The sequence below is a fragment of the Paracoccus indicus genome (assembly GCF_003056335.1).
Taxonomy (GTDB): Bacteria; Pseudomonadota; Alphaproteobacteria; order Rhodobacterales; family Rhodobacteraceae; genus Paracoccus; species Paracoccus indicus.
Window position 1 is genome coordinate 74,861 of sequence record NZ_PYWA01000006.1, and the last position, 16,754, is coordinate 91,614.

Below are 16,754 nucleotides of genomic sequence, written 5' to 3' on the forward strand. Positions count from 1 at the left end.
GCCCTCTTTCGACCTAAAGAACGATCCGAACCCAACCAACACCGTGATCGTTCAGATTCTGATCGTCACCGAACGTATCGCAGTCAACCTGCGCACAACCCAAGGTCAAATGATCGACGGCCTTTGGGCAAGCGCAGCCCAAGCATGAGGGTTCAGGAATGAAGACATATCTGCCGGCCGTGATACTGGGGTTTGCCCTGGGCGGGTTCTTCGATGGTGTGCTGCTGCATCAGATCCTTCAATGGCACCATCTTCTCAGCTTGGTGCCGGGCATCGACGACATGCGGATGCAGATCCTGTGGGACGGCTATTTCCACTTGGCGATGTATGTCGTGGCGCTGGTCGGGCTGATGGCCGTCTGGCGTCATCGGGCGGTGATCGGGCAGGATCCAAGACGGCGTCTCTGGGCGATGCTGCCGGTTGGTTTCGGTCTGTGGCACAGCATCGATGCGGTGCTTTCGCATTGGGTTCTGGGCATCCACCGCATCAAGGTGGACAGTGCGGTGCCGCTGGCATGGGATCTGGGTTGGCTGATCGGCTTTGGCATCCTTCCGGCCGCGGCAGGCTTGTACCTTGCGTTGGGTCCGCGCGGTCCGGGGCGGCCATTGGGCGGGATCGTCGCCCTGTTGTCGGCTCTGACCATCGGCATCGGCACATGGGCCGCACAACCACCCGCAAACAGCACGCTGACCTCGGTCGTCTTTAGTAAGTCCCTGTCCGAGGCGCAGATCCGCGAAAGGCTGGCCTCGGTCGGGGCTTCGGTCGTCTGGCAGGACGATGCCATGTCGATGGCCGTCGTGGACATGCCCGACGGCGGAGGGTGGCGTCTTTACGGGCAGGGTGCCTTGCTGGTCGCCGGTGCGGGGTTGCCCTCGGGCTGCTTCGGTTGGAGCCGCGCATGACCCGTCAAAGCGTCATCGGACGGGCGCAACGACATGGAACATCGGGCATCCTTGGAAGTTGTAGGCAACGATCCCTTCAACGCTGAAAACGAATGGTTCAGGAGACCGCGCATGACCGATTATCCCCATCCGCCCTTTCCCGAACAGGAACAAGAATTGCCCGGCAGCTTTCGCAAGATGGACCCTGTCCCTGATCATGGCGAACAGACATGGAAGGGCGCCAATCGCCTCGAGGGGCGCATCGCGCTGATCACCGGTGCCGACAGCGGTATCGGGCGGGCAGTGGCCATCGCCTTTGCCCGCGAGGGCGCCGACCTGGCCCTGGTGTGTCTGAACGAAGACGGCGATATGCAGGACACGGCCGAACTGGTGCGTCAGGCTGGACGCGAATGCCTGGTGATCAAGACCGACCTGTCCCAAGCGCAGAATTGCCGTGATGTGGTTGCACAGACCGTCGAACGCTTTGGCCGTATCGACATTCTGGTCAACAATGCCGCCCATCAGCGCAGCTTTGCGAAGATCGAGGATATCAGCGACGAGGAATGGCGCCATACCTTCGCCACGAACATCGACGCGATGTTCTATCTGACCAAGGCGGCCGTGGCACATATGGGCAGGGGGTCGGCCATCATCAATACGGCCTCGGTCAATTCGGATCAGCCCAACCCCCAGCTGCTGGCCTATGCCACGACCAAGGGCGCGATCCAGAATTTTACCGCAGGCATCGCGCAGATGCTGGCCGAACGCGGCATCCGCGCGAATGTCGTGGCACCCGGCCCCGTCTGGACGCCACTGATCCCGGCCAGTTTCCCGGGCGAGAAGGTCAGCAAGTTCGGCCAGAACTATCCCATGGCGCGACCGGCCCAGCCTGCCGAGCTGGCCTCGGCCTATGTGATGCTGGCCGAGCCGATGTCCAGTTACGTTTCCGGCGCCACCATTGCCGTCACCGGCGGACAGCCGATCATCTGAGGAGACCATCGTGACCAGAACACTTGCCTTGTTCGCAGCCCTTGCCGGGGCTGCGCTGCTGATCAGATCCTCGGCCCGCCACGGGGATGTCGGTGCACGGCGCCCCGTGCGTGATGCGGGTCCCGACCAGATGCGTGATCCGCCAAGGGAATGGACCGAAACGGATGAGCGGATGGATGAATCCTTCCCTGCCAGCGATCCCCCGGGTACCTATTGAGGTCCTCTGCTGCGGACCGACATGGCAGGCCGGGCGGCATCTGCAGCCTTGCCTGTCTTCGGGTCAGCGCGTGCGAGATATGGTCGATCGGGATTGGCTTGGCCTTGTCACGGCATGTCGATGCCCCATGTCGGGGGCAAATGGTGCCTTGCGACCCTGCACGGCAGGGCTTTGGTATCGGCAGGGTGAATGCGCCGGCCTGAAGCATTCAGAACCTTTCAACGCTCAGGTGGCATTCGGGCCAAGCCTCAGGGCGCGCAAGGCATTCAGAATGACGGCGACATCGATGACCTCTTGCAGCACCGCGCCCTGTACCGGGGCCAGGTACCCGAAGGCTGCCGCCACCATTCCGATGACCGACAGCCCGATCCCAGCCACGACACTTTGCAGGGCGATGCGCTTTGCCCCGCGCGCCACCAGAAGGCCGGGCAGAAGGCGGTCTAGACGATCCACCAGCAGGACAACGTCAGCGGCCTCGGCGCTGGCTGCGGCCCCGCGTGCGCCCATTGCGACGCCCACATCCGCCGCGGCCAGGGCGGGCGCATCGTTCACGCCGTCGCCCACCATCATCACCGGTCCGTTTGCGCGCTCTGTCAGAATCAGTTGCACCTTTCGGGCCGGTGTCAGATCGGCATGGACGGCATCCAGCGCCAGGCCCTTGGCCACGGCCATCGCGACCGACCGGTGGTCACCCGTGGCCAGAACGATCCGTCCGATGCCGTGACGGTGCAGCGCGCTCAGCAGCGCGGCGATCCCCGGTCGCAGGGCGTCCGCCATGACCAGCCAGCCTGCCGCCTGCCCATCGACCGCCACGGCCACCACGACCGCACCGGGTTCAGGCCGTGCCATATCCCAGGCAGCCACACCGGTGCGCGCCGCGACGAAATCCGTGCCGCCGACCACGACCGCGTGGCCATCCACAAGGCCGGTCACGCCCGCGCCCGGTGTTTCGACTACATTCGTGGGAACTGGCAGGACCGCCCCCTTCGTTCGCGCGGCGGTCACCACGGCCTGCGCCACCGGATGCTGGGACACCTGATCCAGCGCCGCCGCAAGAATGAGCACCCTTTCCTGATCGAACCCGTCTGCCGCACGGACGGAAACGAGCACCGGCCGCCCATCCGTCAGCGTGCCTGTCTTGTCTACGATCAGCGTCTTGACACGGGCCATCGCCTCAAGCGCCCTTGCACCCTTGATCAGCACGCCGAACCGGGCCGCGCGGGACATGCCTGCGACCAGCGCCACCGGAACGGCCAGGATCAAGGGGCAGGGCGTCGCCACGACCAGCACGGCCACCGCGCGGATCGGATCGCCGGTCAGCCACCAGGCGGCGCTTGCCAGAACCACCGTCACGACCAGAAAGACCAGTGAGAACCGGTCGGCCATGCGCGTCATCGGCGCCCGCGACGCCTGCGCTGCCCGGACCAGCCGCACGATCCCGGCATAGGTGCTGTCGGCCGCGCGATGGGTCGCGCACAGATCGAAGGCATCGCCCGCATTGGTCGCGCCGCTCAGCACGGTGGCACCGCGGGTCAGGCGGACGGGCAGCGACTCTCCGGTCAGGGCGGATTGATCCAGCACGGCCTGATCCGAGCCAAGCGTTCCGTCCACGGGCGCGACCTCGCCCCGGCGGATCATCAGCAGGTCGCCGGGGACGATATCGTCAAGCGGGACCGTTAGCAGCCCACCGTCGCGCTGCAGGGTGGCGGTTCGGGCCACGCGCGACAACAGGTCCGACATCTCGCGCCGGGCGCGGCCTTGGGCAAAGCTTTCCAGAAACGTCCCGCCCGCATACATGAGCGCGACGACGGCAGCTGCCAGGGCTTCACCGAAGATCAACGCCGCCGACATGGAGAGCGCGGCGACGATGTCGAGGCCGACCTCTCTTCGGGCGAGGCTGCTGATGATCTCGGCAATAAGGCCGGCCAGAACGGGGATGACGCCCATCGACCAAGCCAGCTTGGCCAGAGCGTCCTGATCCGCCGACCAAAGGGCAAACCCCGCTGCCAGACCCGATCCGGCAATGGCCAGCAGGCCGATCTTTAGACGGTCGCGGGCCATGATCGGCATCTTGCGTGGCGATCCTCTGTCAAGGCGGCTGTCGTTTCAGACGCCATTCAGCATCCCATGGCGGATCGGGCCCGTCATTGATGCAGGTCAACGGGGCACAGGCCGGGCCGCGTGCTTTGGGCGGCGGCGCAGTTCACGGTCTGCGGCAGTGGTCAGGGTTCACGCCGGTCGCATTCAGCGCCCAATCGGTCATCTGGCCGATCAACTGCCGAGCGGCGGTATCGAAGGCCGGGATCAGATGTGCGGTGCGGGTGCTTTTCACGGGAACCGTCGTGGCAAAGCGGCCACGGGCGACGACCCTCGCCTCCATTTCTTCGACCAGATGCGCATCGACGCTCAGACGGACCAGCGTGCCTTCGGGGGTCAGCGCGACATTGAAGTCGCGGATCTCGGTGATCATGGCGACGTCGCCCGACAGGCCAAGGGGCGCGCGACCGACATGATCGAAGCTGCCGGTCGCACCGAGGCTTTCGACCAGCAGGCGCTGCAACATCGCGGGCACCGTGTCCCCCCATTCCGCATCGGGCAGATACTGCGTCTGCAGCGCCGAGGGTCGGATCATGATGCGGTTGCTGTCCAGCGTGCCGCGCGTCTTGGGTGGTTCGATCACCAGTTCGCCCACGCGCGACCGGGGGCAGGTCAGGGCCGCTGGCGCGCGCAGCTCGAACAGGTCGCGGTCCGGTTCGCCCTGCAGCGCGGACAGCGCGCCGCAACCGGGCAGGGTGGCCGTGGCGGCGATCAGAAGGGCGGTGGGCAGGCGCATGGGGAACCTCATCTGCGAAACTCGGGCGTGCGGGGGCCGGACAGCAATTGCGCCGGATTGCGGCGCAGGGTCGAGACAAGCTGATCCATGTTCAGGACCAGCGCGCGCATGTCCTGCGACAGGCGGGTGATCTGTGGCAGGGTGTCGCCTGCGAAACTCTGGACCGGTCCGCGCGTCCCGTCCAGCACGTCGCGAAGCGAGGCGAAGGCCGATGCCGCGTTGTCGGATGCCGCACGCAATCCGGCACTGATCCGGGGCAGATCCTCGGGCAGGGTGGCCATCGCGTCGGCGACCGCGCCCAGGGTGATGCGCAGATCGTCGGCAAGGGGCGCCAGATCGCCCAATGTCCGCCGCGCACTTTCGAAGGCCCCGGTGCCGGCGGCCAGCGTCTTGTCCAGATCGTCCAGGCTGGATTGCCCCCTGTCCGCCAGATCGGCAAGGCTGGCCGCGCTGCGTTGCAGATCTTGCGTCAGAAGGGCCAGGTCGCGCTGGACATAGGCGTCCACCCGGTCCAGCGTCGTTTCTGCCTGCCCCGCCGCGTCGGACAAGCGGTCCAGCGTGAACGCCGCGCTGTCGCTCAGGCCGTCCATTCGGTCCCCGAAGGCGGCGATCCCGGTCGCGGCCTTGGAAATCGCATCCGTTGCCGCCGCCACATCGGCCAGGGTCCGGTCCAGATTGCCGCTGGAGCGTTCGACATTGTCCAGGATCGCGGCGACCCGCCCCTGGTTCCGCGGCCCCAGGATCTGGTTCAGCTGTTCGACCGCCAGCCCGAGGCGGGCGATGATCTGCGGTCCCTCATCCGTCAAAGTCTGCAGGGCCGACCTGCTGGAGGCGATGACGGGAACCTCCGGGGTGTCCATGTCGTGCAGCAAGGGCGCGCGCGCCGATCCCGCCGTGATCGCGACCAGAGCGACGCCGGTGACGCCCTGCACCTCCAGTGCGGCGGTGCTGTCGCTGCGGATCGGGGTATCCAGCGCGACCTCGATGCGGACACGCACGGGCAGGGGGTTTCCCGGGGCCAGGCGCATGTCCACCACCCGCCCGACCGGCAGACCGGCAAAGCGAACCTCGGATGCGGGACCAAGGCCCGACACCTCGGGGAAATAGACGTCGTAATAGGCGAACTGCCTGTCCAGCTGCAGCTGCGCGAACCACAGCACGAACCCCAGGATCCCCAGGAACCCGGCGATGGTGAAGGCGCCGATCAGCGCATAGTTGGCCTTGGTTTCCATGCGTCTAATCCTTGGCCGTGACGGCACGCGCACGCGGCCCGTGGAAATATTCGTGAACCCAAGGATGATCGACATCCAGCATCTGCGCCATCGTGCCGGTGGTCAGCACGCGGCGTTCGGCCAGGACCGCGACCCGGTCGCAGCAGGCATGCAGCGTGTCCAGATCATGGGTGACAAGGAACACCGACAGGTTCAGCGCATCGCGAAGTGTGACGATCAGCCGGTCGAATGCCGCAGCGCCGATAGGGTCCAGACCGGCGGTGGGTTCGTCCAGAAACAGGATTTCGGGGTCCAGGGCCAGGGCACGCGCAAGGCCCGCGCGCTTGCGCATGCCGCCCGACAGATCGGCGGGCATGTCGTCATTGGCCTTCCACGGCAGCCCTGCCATGCCGATCTTCAGTTCCGCCAGACCGCGGCGCTGCGCATCGGTCAAGCCCGGAACGGCGCGCAGGGGGACCTCGACGTTCTCTCGCACCGTCAGGGATGAAAACAGCGCGCCGTCCTGGAACATGACGCCCCACCGCTGTTCCAATGCGCGGCGGTCGGGTCCGGATAGCGTGCCGATGCGGTTGCCCAGCACGTCGATTGTTCCGGCGCGGACCGCATCCAATCCGACGATGGCCCGCAGCAGGACGGATTTGCCGGTGCCCGAACCCCCGACGACGCCCAGGATCTCGCCCCGGTTCAGGTCGAGGTCCAGCCCGTCGTGGACGACGTGGGTGCCGAACTGCGTGCGCAGGCCCCGCACCCGGACGACGGTTTCCACGGCATCATTCATAACCCCACCTGCGCAAAGAAGATCGAGAACGCCGCATCGGCAATGATCACCGCGAAGATCGCGCTGACCACCGCCGAGGAGGTCATCCGCCCCAGTGACTCCGCGTCCTTGCCGACCTGCATTCCCGCGTGACAGCCGATCACCCCGATGATCAGCGCAAAGATCGGCGCCTTGCCAAGGCCCACGACCGCATGGGTCACGCTGATATCGGCCAGCCGTGCCAGGAACACGGCGGGCGATATGCCCAGCTCGACCCATGACATCACCGCGCCGCCCAGCAGCCCGGCCACCGCCGAGATCAACCCCAGGATCGGCAGCATGACGACCAGCGCCAGAATACGCGGCAGGATCAGCACCCGGTCGGGGTCCAACCCCAGGGTGCGCATCGCGTCGATCTCCTGCCGCATCTTCATCGAGCCGATCGAGGCCGTCAGCGCCGATGCCGTGCGCCCCGCCACCACGATCGCGGTCAGCAGGATGCCCAACTCTCGCAGGATCGAGATGGCGATCAGGTCGACGACGAAGACCTCGGCCCCGAACTGGCGCAATTGTTCGGACCCCTGAAAGGCCAGCACCACCCCGATCAGGAAGGACATCACCGCAACGATGGGCACCGCGCGCAGTCCGGTTTCCTGCGCATGATGGACCAGCGCCGTCAGCGGAAACCGCGTCGGATGCCGTATCGTGCGGGCCAATGCGGCCAGCATCCGGCCCAGGTATTCGGCCAGTTGCAGCAGATAGAGGCCAGCACCCGTCACCAGCCGCCCTGTCGCCTGAAGCACGCGCCGCCATGTCGGAACGGCGGGTTTCGGTGCCTCGGCCCGGGGCAGGGCCGCCGTCACCGCGGCCAGAAGGTCCGCGTGTCGGGCCGACAGCCCGGTCAGATCGGCACCTGCCGCGCGGCGCCGCGCCAATTCCCAGGCACCCGCGGTGTCAAGCCGGACAAGGGCCGAAAGGTCGATCCGGGCATCGTCCTTTGCGTTCAGCCTGTGCAGCGTCCAGACGACCAGATCGCCCGACAGGATGACGCGATCATCCCCCGCCTCGACGCCCAGATGCTGAGTGGGTCGCATCACGCGCACCCTGCGTCGAAAGGTGGCGGGGCGGCAATCATGCTGGTCGCCCTTACCATATCCGTCGGGCCCGGACCCCGGCCACCGGACGGGGAACCGATCGTCATCCATGCCGGACCTTGCGCCGACCCGCGCGGCGCGCAAGCGTCAGCCGTGGCTGCCAACAGGCGGGGCATCGGTGGCCGGGACCGCGACGGACCCGCATCAATGGCACAGAAGAACCGGGCAGTCGCTCTGCTCGATCATCGTGCGGGTCGTTCCGCCGAAGACCACCTCGCGCAGGCGGGAATGGTCATAGGCGCCCATGACGATCAGGTCGCCGCCGGTTTCCTTGAAGCGCTGCATGATGGCCTTGGCGATCTCTTCGCCACCGCTTGGATATTGCTGGACGGCGACCTTGCACCCCTGATGTGTCAGCCATGCGGCCACGTCCGAGCCCGGGTTTTCCCCGTCACGGGCAGAGGTCATCACCGGATCGAACAGCGCCACGGTGACATCGCCGGCATCGCGCATGAACGGCATGGCGGCATGCACCGCGCGGGCCGAGGGTATGCCCGCCTTCCAGGCCAGAAAGACCGATGCGGGCTGCAGCGCTTTGGCCGAAGCCATCGCGTTCAGCATCACCCCGCCTGCCGACCGGAACAGGGCGGCGCGGACTACGTCGTCGAAGACGGAGGCATCATGGCGCAGGTCATTGCCGATGACGGTCAGGTCGCAGGTCAGCGCGGCGCGCGACACGGCCGCCGGCAGGATCGCAGGCTGACCGCTGGCGACGCGGACCTCGGCGCTGGTGCCTTGCTCTGTCAGATAGGCCGAGACCTGATCGCGCAGCTTGAACAGGGCGATGCTGGCCTCGTGGACCTCGGTCTGCCAGCCGTCGGGCAGGGAATAGGTTCCCCCCTCGCCAATGCCATAGGTATAGATCGGGATCTGCGGCATCACGCCGAGGATCAGGACGAACAGATGCAGGTTCCGATCGCGCGCGGCCTGCGTCAGCGGTTCCAGATCGGCAGGCTTGGCGGTGCGTCCCAGCACCACCAGAACGGTTGCATTCTTCATCGGGGTCATCCTTCACCAACTTGCCCGACCAGCATAGCGTATGGGCATTTCCGCATATTGATCTGCATCAACGGAAACGACGATTGGCGCGCCGCATCCCTTGGCGGGCTGTTCGCGGTTTTCCTTCATGCGTCAACGGGCCTGTGGGGACAGACCCGATGACCCATGAAAGTTGCATCGGTTGCCCAAGATTGCCGGTCACGGTTGGTGACAAGCTGAATCGCATGATCCTAGGGCGTCCGGTTTGGCTGATCGTCCGGTCAGTCGGATGGATTGACCAGGATCTTCACCTGGGATTTTTCAGCGACCAATGCCTCGAAACCCTGATCGACGATCTCTGCGATCGGGATGCGTTTGGTTACCAGCTTGTCGGCGCTGAAATAGCCCTGTGCCATCAGTGCCATGACGGCGGGATAGACATTCCGATAGGCGATGGTCCCCAGAAGCTGACGTTCCTTCAGGACGACGGTGTTGGGATGGAAGGCGGCATCACCTTCCCAGATCGAGACGATCAGCGTCTGCCCCTCGTGTCTTGTGCTGTCGATGCACTGTGGCAGGACGCGGGGCACGCCTGTGACCTCGAAGGCGACATGCGCGCCGCCCGTCGCCTCGCGGATCCTTGCGACGGGATCGTCCGTCGTCGGATCGATGGCCGTGGTCGCGCCCAGCTCCAACGCCTTGCGACGACGCTCGGGCGAGGGTTCGACTACATGGATCTGGGCCGCACCGGCCACGCGCAGGGCCTCGACCACCAGCAGGCCGATGGGTCCGGCGCCGAAGACGGCCGCGGTGTCGCCCGCCTTGATCCTGGACATGCGCACCGCGTGCAATGCCACGGCGGCAGGTTCGACCAGCGCGCCCTGTTCCATGGACAGGGCGTCGGGCATCTTGTGGACCATCCGCGCAGGGACCACCGAAACCTCGGCGAAACCGCCGTGGCCACCCGACAGACCGACGAACCCGAGGCTGTCGCAAAGGTTGTATTTCCCTTCCCGGCAGGCAGGGCATTGCCCGCAGGCGAAGATCGGCTCGACCGTCACGCGATCGCCGATGGCTAGTCCCGTGACCCCTCCGCCAAGCGAGGCGATGGTGCCGCAGTATTCATGCCCCATCGTGATGGGTGCCTTGTCGTGGCTGAGGGGGTGTTCCTGATCCACGGGGACGAAGATCGGTCCGGCCAGGTATTCGTGCAGATCACTGCCGCAGATGCCCGCCCATGCGACCTTGATCGCGACCTCGCCCGGACCGGGGGCGGGTGTCTCAGTGTCCTCGACGCGGATGTCCTTCACGCCATGCCAACGTGCTGCTTTCATTGTCAATCTCTTGTTCCTTGGGTGAAAGGGTCCCGCGGGTCCGACGGCCCGCGGGATGCGATCATGCGGTATGATGGACGTCCTGCAGGCCGTAGACCGGCGTCTCCAACCCCTCCATCCGGGCCTTCAGCTGCAACGCCAGATAGAGCGAGTAGTGGCGCGACTGGTGCAGGTTGCCACCGTGGAACCAAAGCTGGTCCTGCTGGGTCGGCTTCCACATGTTGCGCTGCTCGCCCTCCCACGGGCCGGGGTCCTTCGTCGTGTCGGACCCGAGGCCCCAGACCTTGCCGACCTTGTCGGCGACCTCCTGGCTGATCAGATCGGCGGCCCAGCCATTCATCGATCCGTAACCCGTCGCGAAGACGACCAGATCGGCGGGAAGGCGCGTGCCGTCCGACAGGACCACGGCATCGTCCTCGAAATGATCCACCTGTCCCTTGGCCAGTTTCACCTTGCCGTCGATGATCAGCTGGCTGGCCCCCACGTCGATGTAGTAACCGGACCCCCGGCGCAGATACTTCATGAACAGGCCAGACCCGTCGTCCCCCCAGTCCAGGTCGAAACCGGCCTTTTCCAGACCTGCATAGAAATCGGCGTCGCGTTCGCGCATCTTGTCGTAAAGCGGGATCTGGAATTCATGCATGATCTTGTAGGGCAGAGAGGCGAAGATCATGTCCGCCTTTTCCGTCGTGACGCCATTGGCCAGCGCTTCCTCGGAATAAAGGGCGCCAAGCCCGATCTCCATCAGCGAATCCGATCGCACGATATGGGTCGAGGACCGCTGGACCATCGTCACATCGGCATCGCCTTCCCAAAGCGCGGCACAGATGTCATGAGCCGAATTGTTCGATCCGATCACCACGACCTTCTTGCCGGCCCAGTCATCGGGGCCTTCGTGCCGCGAGGAATGCTGGATCACCCCCTTGAAGCCGTCCATGCCGGGAAATTGCGGCATGAAAGGCTTGCCCGACATGCCGGTGGCCAGGACCAGCTGCGTCGGTTGCAGGGTGACGGTCTGGCCGTCGCGGTCGACCTGAACCGTCCACTTGCCGGCCGCCTCGTCATAGGTGGCTTTTGTCACCTCGGACCGCGTCCAGTAGTTGATCTCCATGACCTTGGTATACATCTCCAGCCAGTCGCCCACCTTGTCCTTGGGCGTGAAGACCGGCCAGTTGTCCGGGAACTTCAGATAGGGCAGGTGGTCGTACCAGACCGGATCATGCAAACAGAGCGACTTGTAGCGGCTGCGCCACTGATCGCCGGGGCGGTCGTGCTTGTCCAGAACGATGGTGGGCACGTTCAGCTGGCGAAGTCGCGCGCCAAGTGCGATGCCGCCCTGTCCGCCGCCGATCACAAGCACATAGGGCTGCGTGCCATAGCCCAGATCGGCCTCCTCGGCCTGCCGGCGTTCCTTCCAGGACTTGCGGTTCTTCGCGGCGCCGTGTTCGGCGCCCATGGGGCGCCTGGTGCCGCGGTTCTCCTCGAAGCCCTTCAGTTCCTGCAGCGCGGTCAGCAAGGTCCAGATCTTGCCGTCGCGGATCCGCATCAGGCCCCAGCCACGGCCCGCCCTGGTTTCGAAGGTGATCCAGGCGGTGATGACGCCGTCTTCGTCCACGGGCATCTCGCCCGATTGGATCGCGAAACTTCCCGGGCGGGTGTGATCCAGCTGGTTCTGCAGCATGTCGGTCACGCCTGCGGGGCCTTCGACGGTCTTCAGGTTCCAGCTGACCGCCACCAGATCGCGCCAATAGCTGTCGGTCGCAAAAAGTGCGGCCACCCGGTCGATGTCGCCGCCCTCCAATGCGGCGTTCAGGTGGTCGAGCATATCTTGTGTCTGTGTGGTCGTCGTTGAATCAAGCATTGCAACTCCTCCTCCGTGCGCAGCTTGAGGGGAAGTATCGCCATGCAAAGGGGCGGCGATCCACATCGCCGCGCCGAATGATCGGGAAAAACAGACCGCTGCGCTGCGGCATGTTGCGTGCGCAACATTCGCGCAACCGCTCAGCCGGGGGCGCGCAATCCCGCCTTGCGGATCCGTCGCAGGATGGTGGACCGGTTCACCCCAAGGCGACGCGCGGCGCAGGCCATGTTCCATCCGCAGGCCTCGAGGATATCTTCCAGACCGTCCGAGGCATCCTCGTGCGGGGAAACGCCGTTCTGCAAAGCGGGGCCGTTGTCGGGCAGATCGGGCAGGTCGATGACCGGCCCGATGCAGAAGGCGACCGCGACATCCAGAACCTGCTCCAGTTCGCGGATGTTGCCGGGCCACCGCCGCCCCATCAACTCGGCCCGCGCCGAGGGCGACAGCCGCATCGCGCCCGCCGCATGGCGGCCCAGATGGCGCGAGATCAGCCAATCGAGATCACGGCGCATCCGCAGCGGCGGCATCGACAGGGTGCAGCCCGCAAGCCGGTGGAAGACCGGACGCGGCAGTCCAAGGTTCGCGGGATCGACGCAGGTCGTCGCAATGGTGCGCAGATCGGGCGTCTTGTCCAGAAGCCCACCAAGGGCGGCGGCCGTGTCCGGTTGCAGATCCTCGATCCGGCGCAGGTGCAGGGTGGTCGGCCCGACGACGTTCCTGCAGGCCTCGGCCAAGGCCCGAGGTTCCAGACCGGCGCAGACAAGCGAGATGAACCCCTGCGATTTGCTGGTCATGTGAATTGCCCGTGCCAGCCGCGTCTTGCCGGTGCCCGTCTCTCCGGCGATCAGCAGGGGCACCCGGCCCGGGGCCAGTCGTTCAGCCTGGGATAGCAGTTGCGCCATTGCAGGATCGCCCCCGGTCAGTCCGGCCAAAGCACCGTCCCGCCTGTTGTTCCGCAAGGGGGTGCGGGGGGCCTTGGGGGCGATGGCGTGACCGAACAGGCCGCCGCCGTCGCGCATCTGGATGACGCGTTCCTCGGTCGGACGATCGCGCATCAGGTCGGGCAGATCATCGATGCTGATGTCCAACACTTGATCGATCCGGCTGCCAAGGATCACGCTGTCCTTCGGAAACAAGTGCCGGGCCGCGCGGGTATAACCCAGCACACGGCCCGACCCGTCCAGCCGGACGGCGGCCTCGGGGTCGACGTCCAGAAATTCGGGGCTGGAGGACAGGCGCAGGACCCAATCCCGCGGGCTCTCGGCCATCAGGTTGGCCATCTCGACGCGGCGGGCGGCGGCGGTGACAAGGGTCATCGCCAGCTTCTGGCTGGTCTTGGGTGCGGGCGAACGCAACAGGGAGATATCAAGGACCGCCGCCAACTGTCCAAGGCTGTCGAAGATCGGCGCCGCCGTGCAGGACAGGGCGGTATGGGCATTGCCGAAGTGATCGTCCTGATGGACGGTGACAGGCGCCTGCGTCACGATGCAGGCACCGACCCCGCAGGTGCCGGCAAGACTCTCGGACCAGTTCGATCCAAGATAGAGGCCGGACCGACGCAGGTCGTCCGTGAAAAGATCGTCCCCGAAGAAATCGACGCAGACCCCTTTGGCATCGGTCAGAAGCAGCACGTAATTCTGTCCCGCAACCTGCCGGAACAGGGATTGCAGACCCGAACGCGCCGCGGCGATCAGCCATTCGGCCTGCTTGCGATGGTCGCGCAGCTCGGTCTCGGTCACGATATGGGCAGGATCATTGCGCATCGGGTCCATGCCGTAAACCTCGACGCATCGCCGCCACGATGCCGAGATGAAGCTGTCACGGTCCGTATGGTCACCCTCGAGGACCCGTCCGATCTCCTCTATGTGCCGAGCATCCCTGACCATATGCACCCCCCTTGGGTGAAAACCGTAGCACAGGGTCGTGCCGTCACCAGACAGACTTTGGCCTTGGTTTTCGGTTCGATCCCGTCGCGGGATCGTATTGACGCCTGTGACGCCGTTCCGGCGATATCCGCGCAGTAAGGGGTGCGTGCGGCACATGGTTCGAGGGGGCCAATTCCACCGAGCGCGCGAACCGGCGATCACGGCGTCGAATAGCCGGTGATTGCACATGCTGTAAAACCGTCAATGATGTCTAAAACTTGTTCATATCGGCACCGTATCGTGTATAAACAGAGGGCTATCTGATCCCGGGCGCGGCGGATATCTTGGGGAATTGTCAACCATGTTGATGTCGATCTTGTACCGCAGTCACGCCATCCTGGGTCGCGAAAGCCGTGCCGAACGGTCCATGCTGAACACGGTTCGGACCCTCAATCGCGCGGCGAAGATCACCGGGCATCTGCACCGAGAGGAAGATGTCTATTATCAATGGATCGAAGGACCTGTCGCGGCCGTCGAAGCGCTTCTGATCAGGCTGCAGCGTGATCCGCGCCATGCGGACTTCAGCCTTCTGGGAAGACAGATCACCACCCATCGGCAATTCGCCGACTGGTCGATGGGCTATTCCACCTCCAATGAGGGCGATCTTCTTGAATGGGCCATCCGCAACGGTTCTTCTTTGAAGGTCACCGATCCTGCGCAGATGGTCGCCTTTTTTCACGATCAGGCCCTGCGGAACGAGATCCGCGAAAGACCTGCCTTGTATCGTCACCTTCGTGACGCAGGGTCGGATACGGCGACTGCGATTGACCATCAGCAATAGGCCCGGCAAACATCACAGATGCCCGATGACAAGCTTCCATATCGCGACACCCGCCTTCCAGCGCCATTCCCGCTGGATTTCGACCTGGATGATGGACCGTGCCTTGTTTGCGGATCAACATTGGATGAGGAGTGGATCTGCCCGAACTGCGGCGAAGATCACTTCGACGGTGTCATGCTGCTGATCGGCTATGGCAAGGCGAAGATCCGCCAGGATCTGGACGCACGGCCATAGCTGGCCTGGATCGACGATGCCTTCCGTCCGCGGGCATGGCCCGACCCGCGCGGATGCCTGCCACAGCATGTCGTGACCGGCCCGCCATCCTGCCCATTGGCATTGGCGCAACGGCATATCGCATGAAATGATGGTCTGATGCCGTCATCCGCCTTCGCGGCATGGCGGACGGGCCCAAAGGTTGCCGGGATGCACCCCCCGAACCCTTGGGCCGGTCTGGCCGATTGTCTGGATATGGCCGCCCTATCCCAGGAACGCCATTTCGTTCTTCATGTGCCGCGCGACGAGTTTTTTCTGGTCGCGATTGGCAGGAATATAGAATGCCGGTTCGGGTTGGTAATCGATGTCCTGCACCTCGGGGAACAGGGAGATGATTTCCTCGCGCGCTTCGGCGGTGATCGCCTTCAAGGCCTCGGGTCCCGTGAACAGGCTTTCCGTCGGTGCACCTTCCGAAACGATGACCTCATGCCTGTCGAACAGGATGTGATAGTAATCGACGCTTGGCACCGTATCGTCGATGAAGATCCCCGGCAGTGCGGTCAGTTTGACCGCGGGTATCAGAACCTCTTCCTGGCCGAACATGCGCCTTGCAATCTTCGACTTCAGCAATACGCGGTGTTGACGCGAGACCAGCAGATCACGTTCGGGCAAGCCGTTTCCCATCGCCCCGGCCATGATCCTGACGGGCCGCAGCTTGGGATTGTTGGCCATCTCACGTTCGGTGACCGTCCTTGTCAGGATCAACCTGGGCGAAAGCTTCCGATCGTCATGGCTCATGACGATATCAAAGGGCGTCAGGTCCTCCACGGCTTTCTCACCGCCATCCGTCCGGATCATGGTTCCCGCAGCGAAGCAAGGCGGACTTAGTGCCACGACCGGCGTCGGGGTATTCCCGCTTACGGCGGTCGAGGAAACGAATGAGCCTGATTGCAGGATCTTTCCATCCGTGGGGGTAAAGAATATTTGCCCGTTATCAAGGTAGAATGTACTGCCGACGACGGTCACATCTCCGGATCCGGGAATGTTGACGGTCACGGTATCGCCGGGAAAGGACGCTGTGACCAATATCCCGTTGACCGTATCGCCTTGGCCGCTGCCGATCGTTCCGTCATCGTTCTGATCGATCAAGTCGAAATTGAACGTATTCAGGGTCGTCCCCGGCGGCGGCGGCGCGAAGGGATCGATTTCATAGAACTGATCAGTGTAGGAAGTCGGCATTCTTTCACCTCACATGTCGCAACTGATGCATTCGCATCGCGGCGCTTTCATGAGAGAATATGTTATAAGCTGATTTGATATAAGTTATCCTTCAGCATACCCGTCTGTCATATCAGATAGTTCTAACGCCACGTCGCAGTATTCATTCAGATGGAAAGCGGGTGCCTGACCATTGTCGCCATGCGAGGGGGCCGAAGTCGCCGAACCGCAGTCGCCGTCCCTTTGAATTTCCGTGCTGTTCTGGTTTGATGTACGATATGTGGCGCAAAGGGGCCGTCGTCGAACATCGGCTGTACTGCCATTCGCTATCCGTCGATGCAAGGGCACTGCGGGCCTGTCCGGCCCCAAGAACCGGCACC

At 64.4% G+C, this 16,754-nt stretch carries 15 protein-coding genes; 5 read left to right on the plus strand and 10 right to left on the minus strand.

Annotated elements, in window-relative coordinates:
- Positions 1-158 precede the first annotated feature (158 nt).
- The 3 genes from DDE75_RS11160 to DDE75_RS11170 all read left to right on the plus strand — a co-directional run bounded on the left by DDE75_RS11160 (position 159) and on the right by DDE75_RS11170 (position 2,088).
- Positions 159-902 carry a DUF2243 domain-containing protein gene (locus DDE75_RS11160; protein WP_108502469.1) on the plus strand — a complete coding sequence of 248 codons (744 nt, stop codon included), beginning with the start codon at positions 159-161 and terminating at the stop codon, positions 900-902.
- A 111-nt stretch (positions 903-1,013) separates the two neighbouring features.
- Positions 1,014-1,871 carry an SDR family oxidoreductase gene (locus tag DDE75_RS11165; protein WP_108502691.1) on the plus strand — a complete coding sequence of 286 codons (858 nt, stop codon included), beginning with the start codon at positions 1,014-1,016 and terminating at the stop codon, positions 1,869-1,871.
- Between the two features lie 10 nt (positions 1,872-1,881).
- A complete protein-coding gene (locus DDE75_RS11170; RefSeq protein ID WP_245894710.1) occupies positions 1,882-2,088 on the plus strand; it encodes a hypothetical protein in 207 nt (68 codons plus the stop codon).
- Positions 2,089-2,313: 225 nt separating this feature from the next.
- Here the strand turns inward: DDE75_RS11170 and DDE75_RS11175 are convergent, their stop codons facing one another.
- The 9 genes from DDE75_RS11175 to DDE75_RS11215 all read right to left on the minus strand — a co-directional run bounded on the left by DDE75_RS11175 (position 2,314) and on the right by DDE75_RS11215 (position 14,123).
- A complete protein-coding gene (locus DDE75_RS11175) occupies positions 2,314-4,149 on the minus strand; it encodes a heavy metal translocating P-type ATPase (RefSeq protein WP_108502692.1) in 1,836 nt (611 codons plus the stop codon).
- 142 nt (positions 4,150-4,291) lie between these two features.
- Entirely contained in the window at positions 4,292-4,921 is a 630-nt protein-coding gene (locus tag DDE75_RS11180; RefSeq protein ID WP_108502693.1) for an ABC-type transport auxiliary lipoprotein family protein, read from the minus strand.
- An 8-nt stretch (positions 4,922-4,929) separates the two neighbouring features.
- Positions 4,930-6,153: an MlaD family protein gene (locus DDE75_RS11185; RefSeq protein ID WP_108502471.1), complete on the minus strand. Its 1,224-nt coding sequence runs from the start codon at positions 6,151-6,153 to the stop codon at positions 4,930-4,932.
- Between the two features lie 4 nt (positions 6,154-6,157).
- Positions 6,158-6,931, minus strand: a complete 774-nt coding sequence (locus DDE75_RS11190; RefSeq protein WP_108502472.1) for an ABC transporter ATP-binding protein — start codon at positions 6,929-6,931, stop codon at positions 6,158-6,160.
- Positions 6,928-8,004: an MlaE family ABC transporter permease gene (locus DDE75_RS11195; protein ID WP_108502694.1), complete on the minus strand. Its 1,077-nt coding sequence runs from the start codon at positions 8,002-8,004 to the stop codon at positions 6,928-6,930. Before DDE75_RS11195 ends, DDE75_RS11190 begins: the two co-directional genes overlap by 4 nt.
- A gap of 204 nt (positions 8,005-8,208) precedes the next feature.
- A complete protein-coding gene (locus DDE75_RS11200) occupies positions 8,209-9,063 on the minus strand; it encodes a universal stress protein (protein ID WP_162799002.1) in 855 nt (284 codons plus the stop codon).
- Positions 9,064-9,323: 260 nt separating this feature from the next.
- Complete coding sequence (locus tag DDE75_RS11205; protein ID WP_108502474.1) at positions 9,324-10,376, minus strand: 2,3-butanediol dehydrogenase; 1,053 nt, start codon at positions 10,374-10,376, stop codon at positions 9,324-9,326.
- Positions 10,377-10,437: 61 nt separating this feature from the next.
- The gene (locus DDE75_RS11210) at positions 10,438-12,237 is read right to left on the minus strand and encodes an NAD(P)/FAD-dependent oxidoreductase (protein WP_108502475.1); all 1,800 of its coding nucleotides are present in this window, start codon (positions 12,235-12,237) and stop codon (positions 10,438-10,440) included.
- Between the two features lie 140 nt (positions 12,238-12,377).
- A complete protein-coding gene (locus tag DDE75_RS11215; RefSeq protein WP_108502476.1) occupies positions 12,378-14,123 on the minus strand; it encodes a sigma-54-dependent Fis family transcriptional regulator in 1,746 nt (581 codons plus the stop codon).
- A gap of 340 nt (positions 14,124-14,463) precedes the next feature.
- Here DDE75_RS11215 and DDE75_RS11220 point away from each other — a divergent pair, with 340 nt between their 5' ends.
- Positions 14,464-14,943 carry a BLUF domain-containing protein gene (locus DDE75_RS11220; RefSeq protein ID WP_108502477.1) on the plus strand — a complete coding sequence of 160 codons (480 nt, stop codon included), beginning with the start codon at positions 14,464-14,466 and terminating at the stop codon, positions 14,941-14,943.
- 18 nt (positions 14,944-14,961) lie between these two features.
- Entirely contained in the window at positions 14,962-15,177 is a 216-nt protein-coding gene (locus tag DDE75_RS11225) for a hypothetical protein (protein ID WP_108502478.1), read from the plus strand.
- Between the two features lie 243 nt (positions 15,178-15,420).
- On the opposite strand, the gene DDE75_RS11230 is transcribed toward DDE75_RS11225, so the two are convergent.
- On the minus strand, positions 15,421-16,395 hold the full coding sequence (locus DDE75_RS11230) for a Hint domain-containing protein (protein ID WP_108502479.1): 975 nt from the start codon (positions 16,393-16,395) through the stop codon (positions 15,421-15,423).
- Positions 16,396-16,754 lie beyond the last annotated feature (359 nt).